A 20320-nucleotide genomic window follows, 5' to 3' on the forward strand; every position below is an offset into this window, starting at 1 on the left:
CACCAAACATGGAAGGGGATGGGTCTGGTTAGGCTTCGTACACCTTCTTGCCGTCCAGGTAGGTGGCAAGCACCTTCGCGCCGAGGATGTCCTCCGGGGCGCAGGTGACGAGGTCGGTGTCGAGCACGGCGAGGTCGGCCAGCTTGCCGGCCGTCAGCGATCCCACCTCGTCGTCGCGTCCCGCGGCGATGGCGCTGCCCAGCGTGTAGGCGCGGACGGCGTCGGCGGCGGGGATCTTCTCGTGCGGCTGCCAGCCGCCTGCGGGCTCGCCGGTGGCCGGGCTCTGGCGCGTCACGGCGTCGTAGATGACCTCGCGCGAGTTGATGTCCACCACGGGCGAGTCGGTGCCGAAGGAGAACTTCACGCCGGCGTCGAGGTAGCTCTTGTACGGCCACATCAGCTTGGCGCGCTCCGGCCCCAGGTCGCGCTCGATGCCGTTCGGGTCGAGCACCGTGTGGGGCGGCTGGCAGTTGGCGCACACGTCCAGCTCGGCCAGCCGCTCGATGTCGCCCGGCAGGAAGTTCTCGAGGTGCTCCAAGCCGTTCTGGCCGTTCGGCGCGCCGAACTTCTCGCGCGCCTCCTCGAAGATGTCGAGCGCGGTGTGGATGGCCTTGTCGCCGATGGTGTGGATGCGCACGGCGAAGCCCTCCTCGGCCGCGCCCAGCACGATGGTGCGCATGCGCTCGGGGTCGGTCACCGGCGCGCCGCATTCGCCCTCGTGCGCCGCGTTGGAGTACGGCTCGGAAAGCCAGGCGGTGTGGGTGGACGACACGCCGTCGAAGAACTGCTTGAGGCCGGGAGAGCGCAGCAGGTCGTTGTCGGCGAACTCGTCGCGCAACTTCCGGGCGCGAGTCAGATCCTCCAGCGCGGTGGGGAACATGTTGATGCGCACGGTGAGGTCGCCGCGCTCGTGCAGCGCGCGGTACACGTCGTCGCGCACGAAGTCGCCGCCGGGTACGGCCAGAAGCGACACGTCGCACACGCTGGTGATGCCCTCGGCGTTGAGGTCGGCCAGGAACTGCCGGATGCCGGCGTTCGTTTCCTCCTCGCTGAATTCGAGCATGGTGGGGATGAGCGCGGTGGCCGCCGTTTCCTGGATGATCCCCGTCAGCTCGCCGTTTTCGTCCTTCTGGTAGACGCCGCCGGCGGGCGGGATCGAGTCCTTCGTGATGCCGAACTTCTCGAGGCCCTTCGAGTTCACCCACAGCGTGTGCGAGTCGCCCGACTGCAGGCACACGGGACGGTCGGGGTAGGCGGCGTCGAGGATGTCCTTGTTCGGCAGCACGGGGTCGTCCCACAGCGGGTGGTACCAGCCGTACGACAGCATGAACTCGTCGGCCGGCCGGGCATCCTCCACCTGCTTGAGCGCTTCGACGCAGTCCTCCGGGCACGTGCCCTCGCAGAACACCACGTAGGGCGAGCGGTCCATGGCCGAGGGGAAGAAGTGCAGGTGCGAGTCGTGGAATCCGGGGCAGACGAACGCGTCGCCCAAGTCGACGGTCTCGGTGCCGGGGCCCGCATAGGCGGCGGCTTCCTCGCGCGGCCCGACGAAGGCGATGCGTCCGCCCTCGATGGCGATGCTGCCGTCCATGGTAGCGTCGACGCCCGGTTCGGCGGTGAAGATGCGGGTGCTGTTCAAGATCAGATCGGCCGGCTTCATGCGACGGCTCCTTCCTTCGACAGATCGGACGAATCGACGGTGCGTTCGACGCGCAGCGAGCCCAGGCGGCGCAGCTCGCGCACCACGAACACCATGGTGAACGCGAAGCACAGCACGTCGGCCACCGGCTGCGCCCACCATACGCCGGTGATGCCCATGAACGACGACATGATGATAATGCAGGGGACGGTGAACAGGAGATAACGGCTCATGCCCAGCACCGTGGCGATGACCACCTTGTCCACGGCCTGGAAGTAGGCCGACATCACGTTCGAGGCAGAGCCCAGGCAGGCCAGCAGGCAGAGCGGCAGCGTGTTGGCGGCGGCCAGCGCGATGAGGTCGGGCTCGTCTCCGCAGAAGATGGTGCAGATGGGCACGGCGCACAGGATGAACAGCGCCGACACCACGGCGATGGCGGCGGCGGTGTCCACCAGCGACGCGCGGATGAGCGTCTTCAGGCGATCGGGGCGCTTGGCGCCGTTGTTCACGCTAGCCAGGGGCTGCACGCCGTAGGTGGAGCACAGCCACATCATGTTGAGGATGTACACCAGGTAGCCGTTCAGGATGGCGAAGGCGCCTATCTCCAGATCGCCGCCCAGCACGCCCAGATAGTTGTTGATGACGATGGTGTACAGAAGGCTGGCGGCCTGCACGAGGAACGTGGGCAGCCCGATGGTCAGGATCTCCTTGCACAGCTTGCCCTCAAGCTTCATGTCGGAGAAGGCGATCTTGAACTTCGTGTGCTTGCTGAAGACGAAATAGAACACCGCGACGAACCAGAGGCCGATGGACAGGCCGTAGTACACGGCCGCGCCCGCAACGCCCATGTTCGCCAGGAAGATGGAGCAGTACAGCCACACGATGGCCAGCACGGCCGATCCGAACATGGCGGCGGTGGCCAGCCCCGGTTTCTCGTCGACGCGCAGCACCGACGACATCATCTGGCCGAGGATGCAGAACGGGTAGAAGCACACGAAGATGCGCATGAACGTGACCACGCCGTCCACGAGGTCGGGCGTGGCGCCCAGCATCAGGGCGATCTGCGGCGCGAAGATGAAGATGAGCGCCGAGACGGCCAGGATGAGGTACGTGGAAAGCCAGAAGCCCTGGCCGAACGCCTTGCGCGCGCCCGCCATGTCGCCGGCGCCCAGACGGTTGCCCGCGACGGTGGCCACGCCCATGCCCAGCGATCCGCCCAGCGCCAGGTTCAGCAGCTCGAGCGGCATGATGATGCCCACCACGGCCAAGCCGAACGATCCCAGGCCGTTGCCGATGATCACCCCCTCGAGGATAACCATGACGGCCTGCGCGGCCATGCCGATGAGCGTGATGAGCGAGTACTTGACGAACAGGCCGTGCACGGGCTTCGTGGCTAACTCGCGGTCCTCGTCGGTGACCGCGACGGCGGTTGCGTCTTCTGCCATCAGCGCTGCCCTCCTTTCCCGATCCTTGGTCTGCGGCGTTTTGCCGCCTCCCCGGGCGACCGGGCGGCCGCCCCTTGCGTTCGGGCGGCTCCCTTGCAGCCGCCCCGTCTGCAAACGACCATACGCCCGCCGTGCGGAAGAGGGAAAGTTTATAAGGGGTTGGATTGCCCCGCTGCGGGTTTAGAAGGGGTTAGTGCTCGTTTGACCAGGAGCTGCTTCAATCTTCTTTCCAGAAGCTTTGCAGCAGCTGCTGGCGCGAGCTGACGTTGGCCTTGCGGTAGATGTTGTGCACGTGCGCCTTCACCGCGCCCAGCGACAGCGTGAGCGCGCTCGCGATGTTCTGGTTGTCCTTGCCTTCCAGCAGCAGCGTCAGCACGTCGCGCTCGCGCGGCGTGAGCGCATGGCGGTCGGCGTAGCGCGCCAACTGCGTGTGGGCGCGCTGCTGCACCTTCGTCGTGGCGCCCGTGGGCGGTTCGAGGAAGCGGATGGACAGCGTGTCGGCGGCCGAGCGGATGGCCAGAACCGCGCAGAAGATGACCGCCACGTTCTCGCACATGTTGCGCTCGCTGAGGTGGTACGTGAACGACAGGTCGGTGATCTGCGGCGCAAGGTAGTACATCATGAGCGAATCCTCGGCGAACACGAGGGCGATCAGCACGGCGAACGCGATGAAGGGCTTGCGCATGCGCAGCAGGTGCTGCCGCAGCGTCTCGTCGGCTCCTCGCCGGTACGTCCAGAAGCCGTAGCCGAGCGCCGAAGCGACGCACAGGTCGCGCACGCCGTAGAAGATCCACTGGCTCAGCCTCGAGTCCTGCACCGCCACCACGACCGCCGCCTGCACGAGCACGCATGCCCCGCACGGCACGGCGATGCGCAGCCAGGTGCGGCGCTCGACGTATTCCAGCACCACCCACCACACGCTCATGATGAACAGCGTGGAGAACGCCAGCTTGATCCACGGATGCAGGAAGGGGAAGGTCACGATCTCGGCCAGCGTGTCGGGCTTCAAGTAGGAGTACTCGTCCAGGAAGATGAGCGATGTCTCCAAGCAGAACGCGATGAAGAACGCCATGATGCCCAGGTACGTGGTGCGATGCGACACGAAATAGGCCGACAGCGACATGCTGGCCGAGAACAGGCACATCAGTATGAACAGCATGGTGTAGCAGAACCAGATCTCGTTCACGATGCCTCCTCGTCCCTCTGTCCCTTTGTCTCACTCTTTCCAGAAGTCGCGGGTGAGATCCTGGCGGCTTGCGTGGTCGGTCTTCTTCAAGATGTTGTGCACGTGCGCCTTCACGGTTCCCAGCGCCAGCTGCAGCTCGCTCGCGATGTTCTGATTGTCCTTGCCCTGCAGCACGAGGGCGAGGATCTCCCGCTCGCGTGCGGTCATGCCGTGGCGTTCGCAGTACGCGGGCAGCAGGTCGTCGATCTGCCGTCGCACCTCGGGGTTCTCGGATGCGGGCGGCTCCTTGAACCGCAGCCGCAACGTGGCTCCGGCTTCGCGCAGGCTGAAGAACGCGAACGCCAGCATGAGGAAGTTCTCGGAGAAGTTGCGCTCGGATATGTAGAGGGGCAGCATAGAGACCGACGTGGGGTCCCACACTAGCATCATGAACGTGTCTTCCAGGATGATGCACATGGTCAGCACCAACGTGATCAGGAACAAAGGCTCGTGACGGCGCAGTCTCGTCTTCTCGATCTCGCTTTTGGTGGTGCGGTAGCGCATGAGCACGTAGCCGAGGCACCACAGCAGGAACACCTGGCGCATGCTGTAGAACAGCCATTGCTTGTACTGCCCTTCGGGCAGGGCGACGATCACGACGGTGCTGAGCACGACGAAGCCCACGGCTGGAGCGATGCGCATCGACATCCGTTTCTCGCCGAGGAAATCCAAGGCGATCAGCCACAGGGCTTCCAAGATGCCGAGGGCGAAGAATATCCTCAGGGCCGGCTGGTCGATGGCGTAGAACACTTCGAGGGGGAACTCGGTGTTCTGTCCGAGGTATTCGTTCTGGAAAATGAGCGCCAGATCGAGGAAGTAGAACAGGAAGAACGCCACCATGTACAGATGGCTTCGTTTACGGCAGACGAAGTACGCGGAAAGGGAGATCGTTCCCGCCGCGATACAGACGAGCATGACGAGGATCGTGTAGAAGTAGAAGGCGATCTCCAAGGTTTAGTCCCCCTCGCTTTCCCGTTTGCGGGTCGGCCGTTCTTCATGCGGCCATTCTACCTCGTGGGTTTAGCGAGTCGTATCGGGGTTGTAGAGCTTTTGTAAACTGAGACTATAGTGCCTGTTCAGAGGATGGGTTACGGGGGATTATTTCGGTTATAGATTTCTTTTCGTGAAAATAATCTTCATTATTCCTTCACAACGCGGGGTGCCGGTCGCATAGTGGGCGCCAAGAGATGCGGCTGCCGACGGCATGTCGCGGACCACCGATTCCATAGGAGGAACCATGGCAGTGAAGGACTACATCGACACCAACGACTTCACCAAGGAAGAGCTGCTCGACATGATCGAGCTGGCGCAGTCCATGAAGGCTATGATCAAGGAGGGCGGCCGCTACCCGCTGATCCTCAAGAACCAGACGCTCGGCATGATCTTCCAGCAGGTGTCCACCCGCACCCGCATCTCCTTCGAGACGGCCATGACCGACCTGGGCGGCCATGCGCAGTTCTTCGGCCCGGGCACCATCCAGCTCGGCGGCCACGAGACCCTCGAGGACACCGCCCGCGTCATGGGCTCGCTCGTCGACATCCTCATGGCCCGCGTGAACCGCCATCCCGACGTGGTGAACCTGGCGAAGCACTCCGCCGCGCCGGTCATCAACGGCATGTCCGACTTCAACCATCCCACGCAGGAGCTGGGCGACCTCTTGACCATGATCGAGAACCTGCCCGAGGGCAAGAAGATCGAGGACTGCAAGCTCGCCTTCATCGGCGACGCCACGCAGGTGTGCGTCTCCCTCATGTTCATCGCCTCGAAGATGGGCATGGACTTCGTGCACTTCGGCCCCAAGGGCAAGCAGGTGACCGACGGCGGCCTCGTGGTCGACTCCGACGTGGACATCATGGCCATCGCCGAGGAGAACTGCAAGGTGTCCGGCGGCACCGTCACCGTGTCCGACGACATCGAGTGCATCAAGGGCGCCGACTTCGTCTACACCGACGTGTGGTACGGCCTGTACGACGAGGAAGAGGGCGGCGAGAGCTACATGGACGTCTTCTATCCCAAGTACCAGGTGACCATGGAGATGATGGACTTCGCCGGCCCGGACTCCAAGTTCATGCACTGCCTGCCGGCCACCCGCGGCGAGGAAGTGACCGACGAGGTCATGGACCATCCCGAGCGCAGCCTGTGCTGGGTCGAGGCCGAGAACCGCAAGCACTCCATCCGTGCCATCCTGGCCTACCTCTGCCCGAAGACGAAGGAGGATGCCGACGCCGCCGACGCCGCCGAGGCTCGCATGAACGCGGTGCTCAACAAGATCGCCTAGTTGGGGATTGCGCATCCTGGAGGGGGACGGCCTTCTCCAGGATGCCTGCACTGATCGAACGCTCCACCGGGCCGGGCCCGCGACGTTAGCTGACGCGGCCCGGTGGGGCTGAACCCCTGAAAGGGGACAACCAATGGGTAATAAAGTCAAGAAGTTCTCATTCATCAGCGTTATTCTGTCCGTGATCTGCGTGGTGTTCGTGGCCGAGGCCGCCGCCCCCGCTGCCGCCATCGGCAACCAGCAGTTCTTCTGGTGGATCTTCCTCATCATCACGTTTCTACTTCCCTACGGCATGGTCGTCGCCGAGCTGGGAACCACCTACGATTCCGACGGCGGCCTGTACGACTGGATCCGCGAGGCGTTCGGCGACCGCTGGGGCAGCCGCGTGGCGTGGTACTACTGGATCAACTTCCCGCTGTGGATCGCCTCTCTGGCCACGCTGTTCCCCGACATCCTGGGGATGGTGTTCGGCGTGGAGTTCGAGCTGGCTCCCGTGCTGCTCATCGAGCTGGCGTTCGTGTGGATCGTCGTGTTCATGAGCTTCTCGAAGGTGTCGGACTCCGCTTGGATCCTCAACGGAGGCGCCGTCCTCAAGGTGCTCATCGCGGTGTCCGTGGGCGGCCTCGGCATCTGGTACGCCGTGAACAACGGCTTCGCCAGCGACATGTCGCCGGCCACGTTCATGCCCGACCTCACCAACACCAACGCGCTGACGTACTTGTCCATCATCCTGTTCAACTTCATGGGCTTCGAGGTCATCTGCACCTTCGCCGGCGCCATGAAGAACCCCTCGAAGGACATCCCCAAGGCCATCGTGCTGGGCGGCCTGGCCATCGGCGCCATCTACCTGTTCTGCTCGTTCGGCATCGGCGCGGCCATCCCGGCCGACCAGATCGACCCGGACTTCGGCATGATCTACGCCGTGATGACCATGGTGGGCGAGGCGTCTCCCATCTTCATGCTCATCTGCATCATCTTCCTGGTCACCCTGTTCGCGAACATGGCCTCCTGGTCGTTCGGCGTGAACTTCGTGGCCGACTACGCCGCCAAGCACGGCAACATGCCAAAGGTGTTCTCGCATGAGAACGCGAAGACCGAGATGCCCACCGGCGCGGCTATCGTGAACGGCGTGGTGGCTTCGCTGGCCCTCATGCTGCAGCTGATCCCGATTCCGGCCATCTCCGAGGGCATCTTCTGGATGCTGTTCTCGATGAACGTCGTGTTCCTGCTGATCAGCTACATTCCGATGTTCCCGGCGTTTTTGAAGATGCGCAAGGTGGACCCGAACCGCAAGCGCGTGTTCACGTTCCCCTTCAAGGGCAAGCTCATGTACGTGATGCTGGCCATTCCCGCCATCGAGCTGGTGCTGGCCATTATCGCCACCATCGTGCCGCTGAACGGCTCGGAGGAAGAGCTTTCGAAGATCCCCATGCTCATCGGCGTCATCGTGTTCGTGGTGCTGGGCGAAGTGGTGCGCATCTGGTCGAAGCGCGGCCGCACGGAAGAGTACAAGGGCCTGACGCCCGCCTTGGCCGCCGAGCGCTTGGCTGAGGAAGCCGCCGAAGAGGCCGCCGACGAGGCCGAGGCCCCCGAGGCGAAGGGCGACGCGGAACCCGAAGCGGTGCCGGTCGCGTAAGCAAGAACCAAGCTGGCGCCGCGCAGGTCGTCATCCCGGCTGTCATCCTGAGCGGAGTCGCGACGCGAAGCTAGTCCTTTAGGGAAGGATCCGGCGCGGCGCCAGCAGAGTAACAAACAACGCTTGAAGCAAGTACTGCAAACCAAAACAGAAAGGTGTGCATTATGAAGACGATTCACGAGAGCGTTTCCACCCCGAAGGCCGACGGCTACCGCATGCCCGGCGAGTTCGAGCCGCAGACCCGCATCTGGATGGCGTGGCCGCACCGCACCGACACGTGGGCCTGGGGCGCGAAGCCGGCTCAGAAGCAGTACGCCGACGTGGCGCGCGCTATCGCCGAGTTCGAGCCCGTCACCATGTGCGTGAACCAGGTGGACTACGCCAACGCCAAGGCCGTGTTCGAGGACGACGAGAACGTCACCGTCGTCGAGATGACCACCGACGACGCGTGGGTGCGCGACACCGGCGCCACCTGGGTGGTCAACGACGAGGGCGACAAGCGCGCCGTGCATTGGCACTTCAACGCCTACGGCGGCTTCGAGAACGGCCTGTACTTCCCGTGGGACAAAGACGAGCAGATCGCCCTCAAGATGGCCGAGATGAGCGGCTGCCGTCGCTATCGCCCCGAAAGCTTCATCCTCGAGGGCGGCTCCATCCACGTGGACGGCGAGGGCACGGTCATCACCACCGACATGTGCCTGCTCGATCCCGGCCGCAACGCGTCCGTGACCGACTACGAGCCCTGGTCCGAGGAGCTGCGCGCGTACTGCGACGAGCAGCTGAAGAAGTACCTGGGCGTGGAGAAGGTCATCTGGGTCAAGGACGGCATCGACCCCGAGGAGACGAACGGCCACATCGACGATGTCGCCCAGATCGTCGCTCCCGGCAAGGTGCTGTGCATCTGGTCCGACGACCCGGACTACCCGTTCTACAACGAGTGTCATGCCGCTTACGAGACGCTGTCCAACGCCGTGGACGCCAAGGGCCGCAAGCTCGAGGTGACCAAGCTCTGCATGCCCGTGAAGCCGCTGTACATGGACCAGGCGTCCTGCGACTCCATCGACACCGAGGAGTACGCCGAGCCGCGCGTGGCCGATGAGCCGCTGATCGCGTCGTACATGAACTTCCTCATCGTCAACGGCGGCGTCATCGTGCCGCAGTACGGCGACGAGAACGACGCGCTGGCCGTCCAGCAGATCCAGGCTGCGTTCGACGAGGCGTGGGGCGAGGGCGCGTACAAGGCCGTGGGCGTGAAGACCGACCAGGTGGTCTTCGGCGGCGGCAACATCCACTGCATCACCCAGCAGGAGCCGGCCGGCAAGTAGGCTGTTCCGGCGACCTCGCGGCCGGCGGGGCGGATCGTCCCGCCGGTGCCGCGAGCGTTCTGCGATTGATTATCCTCTGCCTGACAGTCTCCGGCCGTGGCAACCCCGGCTTTTTCATCAAGGCATTTTCCAGAAGGCCCCATCCGTCCTCCGGCCAACCGGTGCGCACCGGCGGAGGTCGGCGGGCCACGGAGCGGTCCTTTCGCCAGGGGCCGCTCCGCTTTTTCCTCACCTCCCGTCCCTGCGGCGCGCGTTGGGCGCGCCCGAGAGAAAGAGAGCATCGCATGCCTTATCAGAAGGGTGAAGGTAAGTCCGTCGTCATCGCGCTGGGCGGCAACGCCCTGGGCAACACGCCCCAGGAGCAGCTCCAGCTGGTGAAGGACACCGCCAAGAACATCGTCGACATGGTCGAGGAGGGCACCAACGTCATCGTGTCCCACGGCAACGGCCCGCAGGTCGGCATGATCAACAACGCGTTCGCGTACGCGTCCGCCAACGACGGCAAGACGCCCGAGATGCCGTTCCCCGAGGCCGGCGCCATGAGCCAGGGCTACATCGGCTACCAGCTGTCCCAGGCCATCCTGAACGACATGAAGCTGCGCGGCATCGACCGCTCGACGGCCTGCGTCGTGACGCAGACCGTGGTAGACCCGGCCGACCCGGCGTTCCAGAACCCCACCAAGCCCGTCGGCGCCTTCCTCTCCGAGGAGGAGGCCAAGGCCAAGGCCGCCGAGACCGGCTGGACCTTCAAGGAGGACGCGGGCCGCGGCTGGCGCCAGGTCGTCGCCTCCCCGAAGCCGGTGCGCATCGTGGAGTTCGACGCGGTGAAGGACCTCATGGACGCCGGCTACATCGTGGTGTCCACGGGCGGCGGCGGGGTGCCGGTGTTCGAGAAGGAGGGCCTGTACGAGGGCGTCCCGGCGGTCATCGACAAGGACCGCTCCTCGGCCAAGTTGGCCGCCGACTTCGGCGCCGACATGCTGGTCATCCTCACGGCCGTCGAGAAGGTCTGCATCAACTTCGGCAAGCCGGAGCAGGAGGAGATCTCCACGATGACGGTCGCCGAGGCCGAGGAGTACATCGCCCAGGGCCAGTTCGCCCCCGGCTCCATGCTCCCCAAGGTCGAGGCCTGCATCGAGTACGTCCGCGCCTACCCTGAGGGCAAGGCCCTCATCACCAGCCTCGAGTGCGCCGCCGCGGGCCTCGAGGGCAAGACGGGCACGGTCATCACGGCGTAAAGCGCCTCCGAAGCCCGAAGGGCCCGCTGCCGCATGTTCGGCAGCGGGCCCTTCCCTTTTGCGCGGCCGCCTCGTGCCCTGCGCCCGTGCGTCCGAAGCCCAGCCGGCCCGCCGCGACCCCCCCGGCGTCGCATCGCACCGGCTCGCCGCGCTCCCCGGCCCGCCGAATCCCTCCGGCCCGCCGCGTCCCCGCTGACCCGCCGCCCCTCCGGGCCGCCGTGTCCCGCCGGGCCGCTTTCTTGTCCGTGTTTCACTACCCGCTGCCGGCGGCCAATGCGCAAAATTCGCGCCGGATTGCACAAAAAGTGGCGACGTTCGATGGTGAAAGGGCCGTTCGAGCGGGACGGAGGGCTTCGCATCTCGGACGGGTTCCGGGCTCGAGTTTCCCACCTGCGGTTTTGTCGAGATCCCTCGATCGGCGCTCCCTCGGCTTTCTTCAAGGAATCAAACGTCGCGGTTTTTTGTGCGAATCACAGCCTGGAAGATGCATCGAAAGTCAGTCGTACCCTATTGGGAGGCCGAGCTGTCTGCGGAGTTTCAGCTTCCTCGAGTGGTAGTTTGCCACGCGCACCTGCGATCGTTTTCCGAGATGCTTGCGGATCCTGTCCGCGATCGCATCGGTGGCGACTAGGCTGTCCAGCTCGTCATTGGTGACGGAGACGACGGTCCAGCCCATGGAAGCGAGGGCGTTCGTCCTTCGGGAGTCCTCGATGCGCTTTTCTTCCCCGGAGTGCGATTCCCGGCTTTGGTATTCGACATCGAGCTTCGCTTCCGGCCAGCATAGATCGCACCGGAAACACGATTTGCCCGTAAGCGCTCGTGCAGCCGGGTTGGCTTTCACCTCGTAGTTCATGCGGGGAATGCCCAGCCCGTATCCGCCGTACATCATGGGCAGGCCGAGGAGAATGGCTTTCTTGGTCTCGCGCGGGGAGGCCGAGTTGTCGGCAAGGTAGCGCAAGGTTTTCGCGGCTTTGGTTGCGCCGCGAAGCGACGGGTTTCGTGTGGCGAAGTCTGCAAGGGCGTGAATCGATGACAGGGGTTCGACCTGGTAGGCGGATGATGTGCCGGTTCGTCTGGTTTGATAGGAGCCGCACAGTTCGTAGCCGAGTTCGAGCAGTGCGATCATGCTGGTCTCTTGAGCTGCTATATGCACGAAGGCGAGGGGTGCAGCGCTTACGTATGCGCCGTTGCCAAGTCGGTGAAGCGGGCGTCCCTGCACGATCGTTTTGCATGCGCGCACCGTGAAAGCGCTTGTAGATCGGCATTGGGATACGCGAGACACCAGAAGATGCACAGGTTGTTCGAGCATCATGGATGGGTGCAACGTTTCGAGCGATTCGAGGGCCTGCCGAAAGGCGCACATGCTGGGCGCTCGATCCGGCATCGTGTGCGCTCCGCTGCGCAAAAGGGTTCGCTCTCGCGGGTCGGTCGTGCGCAGGATCTGCAAAGCGGTTTCGTATCCGAAGCATATCGAGGGTGAAGCCACCGCGCCTCCTCATTGCCCTTGGGTTGAGAGGATCTTACGGGCGTGGTAGGGGAAACGAGGGCACGGTTTCCGCAATGGGCCGCCTCGTGAGGAGGGGCGCTCGCACTGGCTCTTTGTTGCCGATATTCTAGCACGCGAGAGGCGGTGCGGGAATGCGAGTGCAGCAAGATGCAAGCGACCGACGGCCAGGCCGACAGCCGGTTCCATCTCGTCGTCACGATCGGGTGCGCGCCTATTCGGCCGCATCGGCGTTTAGCGCATCCCCCTCTTCCTCGATGGCCTGCACCTCGATCACTTCCATGATGAGGCGACCGAAATCGGGCGCGGTGGCCGAGGTGATGACGGGCCCGCCGATCTTCTTCTCGGCTGCTTTGCGCGCGATGCCCGCCACCTCGCCGCCTGAGCGTGCGACCTCGCGATGCTCGGGGAGGCTTTCAGGGTCGGTCGCTCGCTCGACCTCGGCCGTGGTGGCTTCCGCCAGCGTGCTCAAAGCTAGCTCTAGGTCGCTCATGTTGTCGCGCAGGCTTTCGTTGGCGAGGCCTTTGAAGGTTTTATACTCGCGGGCGGTCATGTCCGACCAGGCGCGATATATGTCGTTGGTCAGGATGGCGTATTCGGAATTGGTTTTCACGCCGCGTTCTCGCCATTCGAACGTCAGGTTCTTCCTCACGCGAATGGAGAACAGGCGCTGGCTGATCCAGTCCTCGGTGTAGCCTTTGCGGCGGTAGTACTCGATGGCGCGTTCGATGGCGAGCTCGGGGTCGAACATTTCGTCGATGCGCTCTTTGCCGACCTGTGCGAGCCACAGCTTGAACGGCTCGGCCTTGGGCGAGGGGATGGACCGGACGAGGCGCAGTACCTGCTCGGTGGTGCCGGCGTCGGTGCGGTAGAACTATTGTCTTCCGCAGACTGCGTTTTCAGTTGGCTGCATTCTGCAACCAACCGACTGCCTTCCTCTTCGAGGCGATGCTTGAGCGCTCTCCGATAGGTGCGAGCTTCGGGGCTTTCCGTCAACATCGCCATCGCGTCCACGATGGAAAAGTTCCCGACTTATGCGCTGCTCTGCCATGAAAAAGGCCGAAAAAGGCAATGTCCGTGACTTACGTGCGCTCCGAAAGGCTCCAACCTTCTCTTTTTTGCGGCTCTCGCAATTCAAAAGATTCTGTGACCAGGTATTTCCCTGATCACGTTCACGATGAGACGCGCAGAAGTCTAAGACTTGCTTGGCGGAAGTGCGCATAAGTAGGGGACATTGCCGTTTTCGGCCTTTTTCATGGCAGAGCGCGTTTCACCGCCGGTTTTGCCGTTTGGGCTTGGAGCGAAAAGAGGGTGCATGCGGTTGCGGCTCTCGAAATGCGGGTTCCCGCGTTTGCCTTGCGGTACAATACCCTCTATGAGCGAGCCAGCATCCATAGTGATCATCGAGGACGACGCCGACATCAACGAGGTGGTGGCGGTGCATTTGCGCCGCAACGGGTTCGCTTGCACGCAGGCCTTCTCGGGCAGCGAGGGGCGGCTGCTGCTTTCCGGCTCCGAGCCGTTCGACCTCGTGATCGCCGATCTCATGCTGCCGGGCATGGCGGGCGAGGACGTGGTGCGCCTCGTGCGCGCCTGCGGCGACATGCCCGTCATCGTGATGTCGGCGCGCACGACCGCCGCCGACAAGGTGGCGCTGCTGAAGCTGGGCGCCGACGATTACCTGACCAAGCCCTTCGACCTCGACGAGCTGCTGGCTCGCGTGCAGGTGCAGCTGCGCCACGCCGACGTTCGCCGCGCATCCGCGTCCGGCGCGCCTTCCGACGAGCGCCTCCCCGAACCCGCCGCCGCAACCGCGATGCGCTACAAAGACTGGACGCTCGACGTCGACGCCCGCACGCTTTTGGTGCGGGAAGAGCCCGTGCGCCTCACGCGCCTTGAGTTCAACATCCTCGAAGCTCTCGTGCGACGTCCGCGCAAGGTGTTCACGAAGCGCGAACTGTTCGAGATCGCATGGAACGAGGAAAGCGCGGTCGAGGAGAAGGCCATCAACGTGCACGTCAGCAACATCCGCAGCAAGCTGCGCGCCGCGCATTCGGCCGGCGAGATAGAAACGGTATGGGGCATCGGCTTCAAGCTGGCCGAATGAGCAGTTCGCTTGCCGTCGCGCGCGTTCTTACAACTTTCTTAACGTTTTCGGGAGGGTTCCCTAACGCCTTCTCCGTATCGTGGATGGCAGAGCGTTCACGGCAGGAGTAGGCGGGATTGCTGCGACGAGCCGCATAACCTTGAAGGTTCTGAGGGTTTGAGCTAAGAGGCCTGATGCGCCTGTGCGAAAACTCTCAGCTTCTGAAAGGCTAAGCGGACGTTGCGGCAAGCCGTCAGGAAGGAGAATCGCGTGCTGGCAATTGAAACGCGTGGCCTGAGCAAGGCGTATCGCGGGCGCAACGTCGTCGACGGGCTGGACATGCACGTCGCCCGCGGCGATATCTACGGCTTCGTCGGCCGAAACGGCGCAGGAAAATCGACCACGATGAAGATGATCTGCGGGATGATCCGTCCCACGGCGGGTGAGGTGCGTCTGTTCGACCGCCTGGCCGCCGACCCGTCGGGCAGCGCTGAGTACAGCGAGGCCGTCCGCATCGGCGCGTTGGTGGAAAGCCCTGGACTGTACCCCAACATGACCGCGTTCGATAATATGCGCTGCAAGGCTATCGCGCTGGGCATCGTGGACGATGTGGGGGAAATCGAGCAGCTGCTGAGCGTCGTGGGGCTGGGTACTGCGGGCGGGAAGCGAACGGAGAACTACTCTATGGGCATGAAGCAGCGCCTCGGATTGGCGCTGGCGATGCTAGGCTCGCCCGACGTGCTGCTGCTGGACGAGCCGATGAACGGGCTCGATCCCGAGGGCGTGCGCGAGATGCGCAACCTCATCATCCGCTTGAACGAGCAGCGTGGCGTCACCGTGGTGGTGAGCTCGCATGTGCTGGACCAGCTGGGGCGCATCGCCACGCGCTACGGCGTGATCGACGCGGGTCGGATGGTATGCGAGATGACGGCGGACGAAGTGACCCAGGCGTGCGGCGATTACCTGGTCGTGCGCACGGCTGAGCCGGAGCGCACGCTGGCGCTGCTGGCCGAGGCATATCCTGATATCGCCTGCACGGTGTTGCCGGACGGGACGCTGCGCTTGCGGGGCGTGTCGGAGGAGCGCGCAGCGCTCGACGCGACCGTGTTCGGCACGTTCCTGGCTGCGAACAATATCCCGGTGTACGAACTGCGTGTCCACGAGCGTGATTTGGAAGACTACTTCCTCGAACTCATGGGAGGGGATGCTGCTCATGTTTAAGTACCTGCGCATGGATGCATATCGCCTGATCAAGACCAAGACGCTGTATGTAGCGCTCGGTATTATCCTCGCGGCGGTGGCGTTTTCGGTGTATATGATGAGCACGGCGGCCATGCCTGACCTTAGCGCGACGGGCGGGGAAGGCCCCTCGTCGATGGCGATCCAAAACGGCAAGGAGCTTGGAAGCTTCACGCAGACCCAGTCCGGTCTGTGGATCTGGACGACGGTCCTCCTCGTCTCCGTGGTGGTCGCCCAGTTCTTTGCGCTTGATTTCTCAAGCGGTTTCGTGAAGAGCCTGCCCCTGTCGCGACGGGATCGCTTGGACTACTACGGCGGGAAGATCGTGTTCGTCGTCATGCTCTCGACGGCGTTCTCGGTGTTCGGTATCGCTGTGTTCGAAATCCTTCTCAAGGCGGCAGGGTTCGCGTACGCCCATGCGGATTCGGTCCCGGAAATCGCCGTCTGGTACGGGTTGCTGCTGCTTGTCCTTTGGACGTATGGAATGCTGGCCGCGACGGCAACCTGGTTGACGCGGAGTAGGGGTGTGGGCATTGTCGTCACACTGCTCGCGAGCACTTCCGTTGCATGGGAGCCCCTCGCTCGCGCAGCGGAATGGCTTCCGTACGGCAGCTGTGCGCTGCTGGTTCAGGGCGGTCAGGCGCTGCTGGCGTCGCCGGGCGACATAGGCCATATCCTCGTCTCGTGCGGCACGGTGCTGGTGGCGTGCGTGGCGGTGGCGCTGGGCGTGTGCGCTCGAAAGGACGTGTAGGAACATGAACGGGTTCGTGCTGGCCGGTGTCGCGATTGCGGCGTTCGCCGCGGGGGCGGCGCTCGTCTCCTTCCGATACGAGCGGGAGCTGCGGCGCATGGCGCGATTCCTCGACCAGCGCGAACCTACCGGCAATGCCCGCATGACGGCGTTCGTGCGCACGCGCGGCGTGCTGGGCATCGCGCGCGGCGTGAATGCGGAGTTGGACGAGCTGCAAAACGAGCGCATCGCTTCCCAGCAGGCGCGCCAGGCGTTCCAAGCGGGGCTCACGTGCCTGTCGCACGACATCCGCACGCCGCTGGCCGGGGCGCAGGGCTACCTGCAGCTGGTGGAGGACGAGGCCGATCCCGCGGCGAAGGAGCGCTACTTGAGCGCCGCCGCCCATCGGCTGGACGACGTGCGGGTGCTGCTGGACGACCTGTTCTCGTTCGCCCAGGTGCACGATCCGTCGTTCGAGGTGGCGTACGAGCCGGTGCGTCCGGCCGACGTGCTGGGAGACGTGCTGGCCGGGCTGTACCCGCAGTTCCGCGAGCGGGGCTGGGAGCCGCGCGTGCTGCTGGACGACGAGGCGGTCGTGCAGGCCGATGCCGAGGCGCTCGCGCGCATCTTCCGCAACTTGACGGCGAACGCGCTTCGCCACGGCGCGGCGGCGCCCGTCATCGAGCAGCGCGGCGGGCGCGTGACGTTCGAGAACCGCGTGGATGATCCGGATGCGATCGACGTCGACCGCCTGTTCGAGCGCTTCTACCAAGGAGGCGGCGCTCGATCGAGCGCGGGGGCAGGTTTGGGCTTGGCCATCGTCTCCCAGCTGGCCGCCTCCATGGGGGCCACCGCCGCCGCCTCTCTCGAGGGAGACTTCCTCCGCGTGACCGTGGAACTGCAGTAGCCGGTGTATAGGGCATCCCGGCGACACCGGCTCAGCCGGTTCGCTTGAAGCTGTCGATGCAGGCATCCAGCACGTCGCGCACGACGCGCGGCGCACCGGGACGGACGTGGGCTTCGTAGGCGAGGGGCGGCAGCTCCATGGGGCGCGCTTCCAGCGGCGGGCAGTGCACAAGGGGCCGAAGCGGTCAGGCACGAACGCGCTTTCCGCGGTCGGCCGTCGCATGCGCGTGCGGAATCCGGTCGAGCACCGCTTGCGCGACGGTGCCGGTGGCGAACCCCGCCGCGATGCCCGCCCCCAGCAGAACGGGGAGGTAGAACGCGATCTCGGGCGTGCCGGTGACCGCGACGGCCACGGCGATCTGCCCGATGTTGTGCGCGACCGCCGCCGCCATGGCGGCGAGGCGCACGCGATTCGGCGACGAGAAGCGGACGAACGCCAACGTCACCGCCAGCGCGCAGGCGCCGCCCACGATGCTGAACGGCAGCGTCGCCAGCTGGCCTGTCAAGAAGGCCGCCAGCACGATGCGCACGCCCAGAACCACGGCCACATCGACGGGGCCCAGCCAGAACGCGGCCGCCGCGGTCACGACGTTCGCGATGCCCAGCTTCATGCCCGGCACGGGCATCGGGACGGGGATGAGCGATTCGAGCGCAGCCAGCGCCAAAGCGAGCGCGGCCATCAGGGCGCAGCGGCAGACGCGCAGGGTGGAAGGGGCGGCGATGCTAGCGCGCCACGGCGTCGAGGCCATCGCCATCGTCTCCTTCCCGCGCGACGGTGACGGTCAGCCCGTGGGGCACGCAGGCTATGGGCATGGCAGGACCGTCGATCCAACCCGTGTGCACGCACACCTCGTCGGGGCAGTCGGCTTCGGCCACACGGATGCGGCCCGGCTCCACGGCCACCACGTTCACGCCGCGCTCGTCTTCGAGGCGCAGCGTGTAAGGGTTCTTCACGGCATCGAGGTCGATGGTCTCGATCACGACGCCGTCGCGGGCGATGGTAGCGACGGCATGGCCGCTCGGGTTGGCGGCACCCGCGGCGTGCGCGACGGCGAACCCGCCCATGGCCGCGACCACGACGACGGCTGCGAACAGCAGCTCCGCTTTGCTCGCGCGGCGTTTCATGAGCGCACCACCTGGGCGTTGGTTCCGGCGGCCGGAGTGTACGCATCGGCGATGCCGTCGGTGACGAACGTGCGACCGTCGGAGGCGATCAGCACGAGGTCGAACGCCGCATCGCCGTCCGCCGCGGCCGCGCGCCACAGGTCGAGGGCGCCGTCGAGCCCCAGCACGAAGCAGGCGGTGGACAGCGCGTCGCATTGCGCGCCGTCCGCGCCGACGACGCTTGCGGAGGCCAGGTCGGACGCGGCAGGATAGCCGGTGGAGGGGTCGAGCAAGTGGTGGTAGCGCGTTCCGTCTTTGCCTTCGAAGTATCGTTGGTAGGCGCCCGAGGTAGACACCGTGGCGTCGCGCACCTCGAGCAGGCCCGCCAGCTTCCCGGGGTCGTCCGGGTCGGCGACGCCCACCTTCCAGGGCGAGCCGTCGGGCTTGGAGCCGAGGGCCGTCACGTTGCCGCCGAGGTCGAACAGCGCCGAGGTTATGTCGCGCTCGCGCAGCAGGGCGCGCAGCTCGTCGGCTGCGAAGCCCTTCGCCACGCCGCCCACGTCGCTCTGCGCGCCGTCTTCCAACGTGACGGTGCCAGCCGCTTCGTCCACCTGCACGGCGGCGTAGCCCACGCACGGCAGCAGCGCGGCCACCTCGTCGGGGGAGGGCACCCGATGGTCGCCGGTCGTGAAGCCCCAGGCGCTCGTCAGCGGGTACACCGTGGGGTCGAAGGCGCCGCCCGTGCGATGCGCCGCGTCGAGCGACGCGGCGACGAGCGCGGCCGTCGCCGGCGAGACGGCCGTCGACGCGCCGCTTGCGGCGTTGATCCGGGCTATCTCGCTGGTCGCGTTCTCGGGGGCCAGCAGCTCGTCCAGTTCGAGGACGCGCTGCCGGCAGGCGTTTGCCGCGTCGTCAGCGACGGCTTGGCTGACGGCGTGCACGGTGAGGGTCATGCCGGTGTCCATAGCCGTGAAGGAGCTGGTGGCCGTTGTGGTCGGGACGTCCGCCCCGTCGGGCTCGCCGCCCACGCATCCGACGGGGCCGACGGCCAGCGCAGCGCCCAGCGCGCACGCGAGCAGCGCAGCAAACGCTCGTCCGGTCCAAGAACGACGGGACGAGCGGGTGGTTCGGTTCTGTCGCGCGAAACGCTTCACCATGGCATCACTGGAACACCAGTTTGCTGATGGCATGGGTCGGGCACACTTCGATGCACGTTCCGCAGCCGATGCACGTGTCCGTGTCGATGCGCGCGAGGTTGTTCTCCACAGTGATCGACTGGGTGGGGCAGGTTTTCGCGCACTTCTGGCAGCCGATGCAGCCCACGCTGCACACCTTGCGCGTTTTCGCGCCTGCCATGGTGTTCTTGCACGTCACTACGGAGGCGGTTGGCGACGAGGCCTGGTCGACCATCGAGATGATGCCGCGCGGGCATATCTTCGCGCACGTGCCGCAGCCGGTGCAGGCTGCCGTGTCGATGCGCGCCACGCCGTTCTCCACGACTATGGCGTCGAACGGGCACGCTTCGGCGCAGTCGCCGTAGCCGAGGCAGCCGAACGGGCACGACAAGCTGCTGTACGACAGCGTGCTAAACACGCGGCAGCTGGGAACGCCCTTGAACACGAGCTGCGGGTCGATATGGTCGAGCGAGCCTTGGCAGGCCACGAACGCTTCGCGCTGCACCACGCCCGTGGACTCCACGCCCAGGTACGCGGCCAGCGCCTGCGCGACGCGGTCGCCGCCGGTGGTGCAGGCGTTGGGCGGCGCGCCGTTCATCATGGCCTTCGCGTACTGCTCGCAACCGGGGTGGCCGCAGGCACCGCAGTTGACGCCCGGCAGGATGCTCATGAGGTAGGTGAGGCGCTCGTCCTCGCCGATGGCCAGCTTGCGCGAGACGATCAGCAGCAGCACCGACCCTACGAGGCCGACGGCGGCCATGAGCACAACGGTCCAAACGACAGTGTCCAT

General features: G+C 65.1%; 18 protein-coding genes. 8 read left to right on the top strand and 10 right to left on the bottom strand.

Annotated features, from left to right (window positions below):
- Window positions 1–28: 28 nt before the first annotated feature.
- The 4 genes from GT613_RS07105 to GT613_RS07120 form a co-directional block, all read right to left on the bottom strand.
- Window positions 29–1660 carry an amidohydrolase gene (locus GT613_RS07105; RefSeq protein WP_009306493.1) on the bottom strand — a complete coding sequence of 544 codons (1632 nt, stop codon included), beginning with the start codon at window positions 1658–1660 and terminating at the stop codon, window positions 29–31.
- Window positions 1657–3084, bottom strand: a complete 1428-nt coding sequence (locus tag GT613_RS07110) for an MATE family efflux transporter (RefSeq protein WP_009306492.1) — start codon at window positions 3082–3084, stop codon at window positions 1657–1659. The genes GT613_RS07105 and GT613_RS07110 overlap by 4 nt, the downstream gene beginning before the upstream one ends.
- A gap of 217 nt (window positions 3085–3301) precedes the next feature.
- Window positions 3302–4270 carry a LuxR C-terminal-related transcriptional regulator gene (locus GT613_RS07115; protein ID WP_161172573.1) on the bottom strand — a complete coding sequence of 323 codons (969 nt, stop codon included), beginning with the start codon at window positions 4268–4270 and terminating at the stop codon, window positions 3302–3304.
- Window positions 4271–4300: 30 nt separating this feature from the next.
- Window positions 4301–5260 (bottom strand): helix-turn-helix transcriptional regulator, encoded by a 960-nt coding sequence (locus tag GT613_RS07120; protein ID WP_009306490.1) that lies wholly within the window; start codon window positions 5258–5260, stop codon window positions 4301–4303.
- A 286-nt stretch (window positions 5261–5546) separates the two neighbouring features.
- On the opposite strand from GT613_RS07120, the gene ptcA reads away from it, so the two are divergent.
- The 4 genes from ptcA to arcC all read left to right on the top strand — a co-directional run bounded on the left by ptcA (window position 5547) and on the right by arcC (window position 10786).
- Entirely contained in the window at window positions 5547–6587 is a 1041-nt protein-coding gene (gene ptcA, locus GT613_RS07125) for a putrescine carbamoyltransferase (protein WP_009306489.1), read from the top strand.
- A 133-nt stretch (window positions 6588–6720) separates the two neighbouring features.
- Window positions 6721–8223: an APC family permease gene (locus GT613_RS07130; protein WP_009306488.1), complete on the top strand. Its 1503-nt coding sequence runs from the start codon at window positions 6721–6723 to the stop codon at window positions 8221–8223.
- A 164-nt stretch (window positions 8224–8387) separates the two neighbouring features.
- Window positions 8388–9548: an agmatine deiminase gene (aguA, locus tag GT613_RS07135; RefSeq protein ID WP_009306487.1), complete on the top strand. Its 1161-nt coding sequence runs from the start codon at window positions 8388–8390 to the stop codon at window positions 9546–9548.
- A 284-nt stretch (window positions 9549–9832) separates the two neighbouring features.
- On the top strand, window positions 9833–10786 hold the full coding sequence (arcC, locus tag GT613_RS07140; protein WP_114513594.1) for a carbamate kinase: 954 nt from the start codon (window positions 9833–9835) through the stop codon (window positions 10784–10786).
- Between the two features lie 496 nt (window positions 10787–11282).
- Here arcC and GT613_RS07145 read toward each other — a convergent pair whose 3' ends face one another.
- Together GT613_RS07145 and GT613_RS07150 are read right to left on the bottom strand one after the other, a co-directional pair.
- A complete protein-coding gene (locus GT613_RS07145; RefSeq protein WP_015760091.1) occupies window positions 11283–11912 on the bottom strand; it encodes an endonuclease domain-containing protein in 630 nt (209 codons plus the stop codon).
- Window positions 11913–12504: 592 nt separating this feature from the next.
- A complete protein-coding gene (locus tag GT613_RS07150; protein ID WP_035585906.1) occupies window positions 12505–13041 on the bottom strand; it encodes a hypothetical protein in 537 nt (178 codons plus the stop codon).
- Window positions 13042–13665: 624 nt separating this feature from the next.
- Here GT613_RS07150 and GT613_RS07155 point away from each other — a divergent pair.
- The 4 genes from GT613_RS07155 (at window position 13666) to GT613_RS07170 (ending at window position 17252) form a co-directional block, all read left to right on the top strand.
- Complete coding sequence (locus tag GT613_RS07155) at window positions 13666–14397, top strand: response regulator transcription factor (protein WP_161170873.1); 732 nt, start codon at window positions 13666–13668, stop codon at window positions 14395–14397.
- Between the two features lie 249 nt (window positions 14398–14646).
- Window positions 14647–15597, top strand: a complete 951-nt coding sequence (locus tag GT613_RS07160) for an ATP-binding cassette domain-containing protein (RefSeq protein WP_015760093.1) — start codon at window positions 14647–14649, stop codon at window positions 15595–15597.
- Window positions 15590–16366: an ABC transporter permease gene (locus GT613_RS07165; protein ID WP_009607865.1), complete on the top strand. Its 777-nt coding sequence runs from the start codon at window positions 15590–15592 to the stop codon at window positions 16364–16366. Before GT613_RS07160 ends, GT613_RS07165 begins: the two co-directional genes overlap by 8 nt.
- Window positions 16367–16370: 4 nt before the next feature.
- Window positions 16371–17252, top strand: a complete 882-nt coding sequence (locus tag GT613_RS07170; RefSeq protein ID WP_114513595.1) for a sensor histidine kinase KdpD — start codon at window positions 16371–16373, stop codon at window positions 17250–17252.
- Window positions 17253–17436: 184 nt separating this feature from the next.
- Here the strand turns inward: GT613_RS07170 and GT613_RS07180 are convergent, their stop codons facing one another.
- Genes GT613_RS07180 through GT613_RS07195 form a run of 4 tightly spaced genes read right to left on the bottom strand, consistent with a single transcriptional unit; the run spans window position 17437 to window position 20320 of the window.
- A complete protein-coding gene (locus GT613_RS07180) occupies window positions 17437–18000 on the bottom strand; it encodes a Gx transporter family protein (protein WP_161172574.1) in 564 nt (187 codons plus the stop codon).
- On the bottom strand, window positions 17975–18376 hold the full coding sequence (locus tag GT613_RS07185) for a NusG domain II-containing protein (RefSeq protein ID WP_035585912.1): 402 nt from the start codon (window positions 18374–18376) through the stop codon (window positions 17975–17977). Before GT613_RS07185 ends, GT613_RS07180 begins: the two co-directional genes overlap by 26 nt.
- Window positions 18373–19545, bottom strand: coding sequence for an FAD:protein FMN transferase (locus tag GT613_RS07190; RefSeq protein WP_240132873.1), 1173 nt, complete (start codon window positions 19543–19545; stop codon window positions 18373–18375). The genes GT613_RS07185 and GT613_RS07190 overlap by 4 nt, the downstream gene beginning before the upstream one ends.
- Window positions 19517–20320: an RnfABCDGE type electron transport complex subunit B gene (locus GT613_RS07195; protein ID WP_009306470.1), complete on the bottom strand. Its 804-nt coding sequence runs from the start codon at window positions 20318–20320 to the stop codon at window positions 19517–19519. The genes GT613_RS07190 and GT613_RS07195 overlap by 29 nt, the downstream gene beginning before the upstream one ends.

The sequence above is a fragment of the Eggerthella sp. BIOML-A4 genome, assembly GCF_009875575.1.
In the GTDB taxonomy this organism is placed as follows: Bacteria; Actinomycetota; Coriobacteriia; order Coriobacteriales; family Eggerthellaceae; genus Eggerthella; species Eggerthella lenta.

Coding starts and splice junctions, on each gene's coding strand:
- GT613_RS07165 (WP_009607865.1), top strand. CDS start 15,590: ATGTTTAAGTACCTGCGCATGGATGCATATCGCCTGATCAAGACCAAG.
- GT613_RS07130 (WP_009306488.1), top strand. CDS start 6,721: ATGGGTAATAAAGTCAAGAAGTTCTCATTCATCAGCGTTATTCTGTCC.
- arcC (WP_114513594.1), top strand. CDS start 9,833: ATGCCTTATCAGAAGGGTGAAGGTAAGTCCGTCGTCATCGCGCTGGGC.
- GT613_RS07150 (WP_035585906.1), bottom strand. CDS start 13,041: ATGTTCGACCCCGAGCTCGCCATCGAACGCGCCATCGAGTACTACCGC.
- GT613_RS07155 (WP_161170873.1), top strand. CDS start 13,666: ATGAGCGAGCCAGCATCCATAGTGATCATCGAGGACGACGCCGACATC.
- aguA (WP_009306487.1), top strand. CDS start 8,388: ATGAAGACGATTCACGAGAGCGTTTCCACCCCGAAGGCCGACGGCTAC.
- ptcA (WP_009306489.1), top strand. CDS start 5,547: ATGGCAGTGAAGGACTACATCGACACCAACGACTTCACCAAGGAAGAG.
- GT613_RS07195 (WP_009306470.1), bottom strand. CDS start 20,320: ATGGACACTGTCGTTTGGACCGTTGTGCTCATGGCCGCCGTCGGCCTC.
- GT613_RS07180 (WP_161172574.1), bottom strand. CDS start 18,000: ATGGCCTCGACGCCGTGGCGCGCTAGCATCGCCGCCCCTTCCACCCTG.
- GT613_RS07110 (WP_009306492.1), bottom strand. CDS start 3,084: ATGGCAGAAGACGCAACCGCCGTCGCGGTCACCGACGAGGACCGCGAG.
- GT613_RS07185 (WP_035585912.1), bottom strand. CDS start 18,376: ATGAAACGCCGCGCGAGCAAAGCGGAGCTGCTGTTCGCAGCCGTCGTC.
- GT613_RS07145 (WP_015760091.1), bottom strand. CDS start 11,912: ATGATCGCACTGCTCGAACTCGGCTACGAACTGTGCGGCTCCTATCAA.
- GT613_RS07105 (WP_009306493.1), bottom strand. CDS start 1,660: ATGAAGCCGGCCGATCTGATCTTGAACAGCACCCGCATCTTCACCGCC.
- GT613_RS07170 (WP_114513595.1), top strand. CDS start 16,371: ATGAACGGGTTCGTGCTGGCCGGTGTCGCGATTGCGGCGTTCGCCGCG.
- GT613_RS07190 (WP_240132873.1), bottom strand. CDS start 19,545: ATGCCATCAGCAAACTGGTGTTCCAGTGATGCCATGGTGAAGCGTTTC.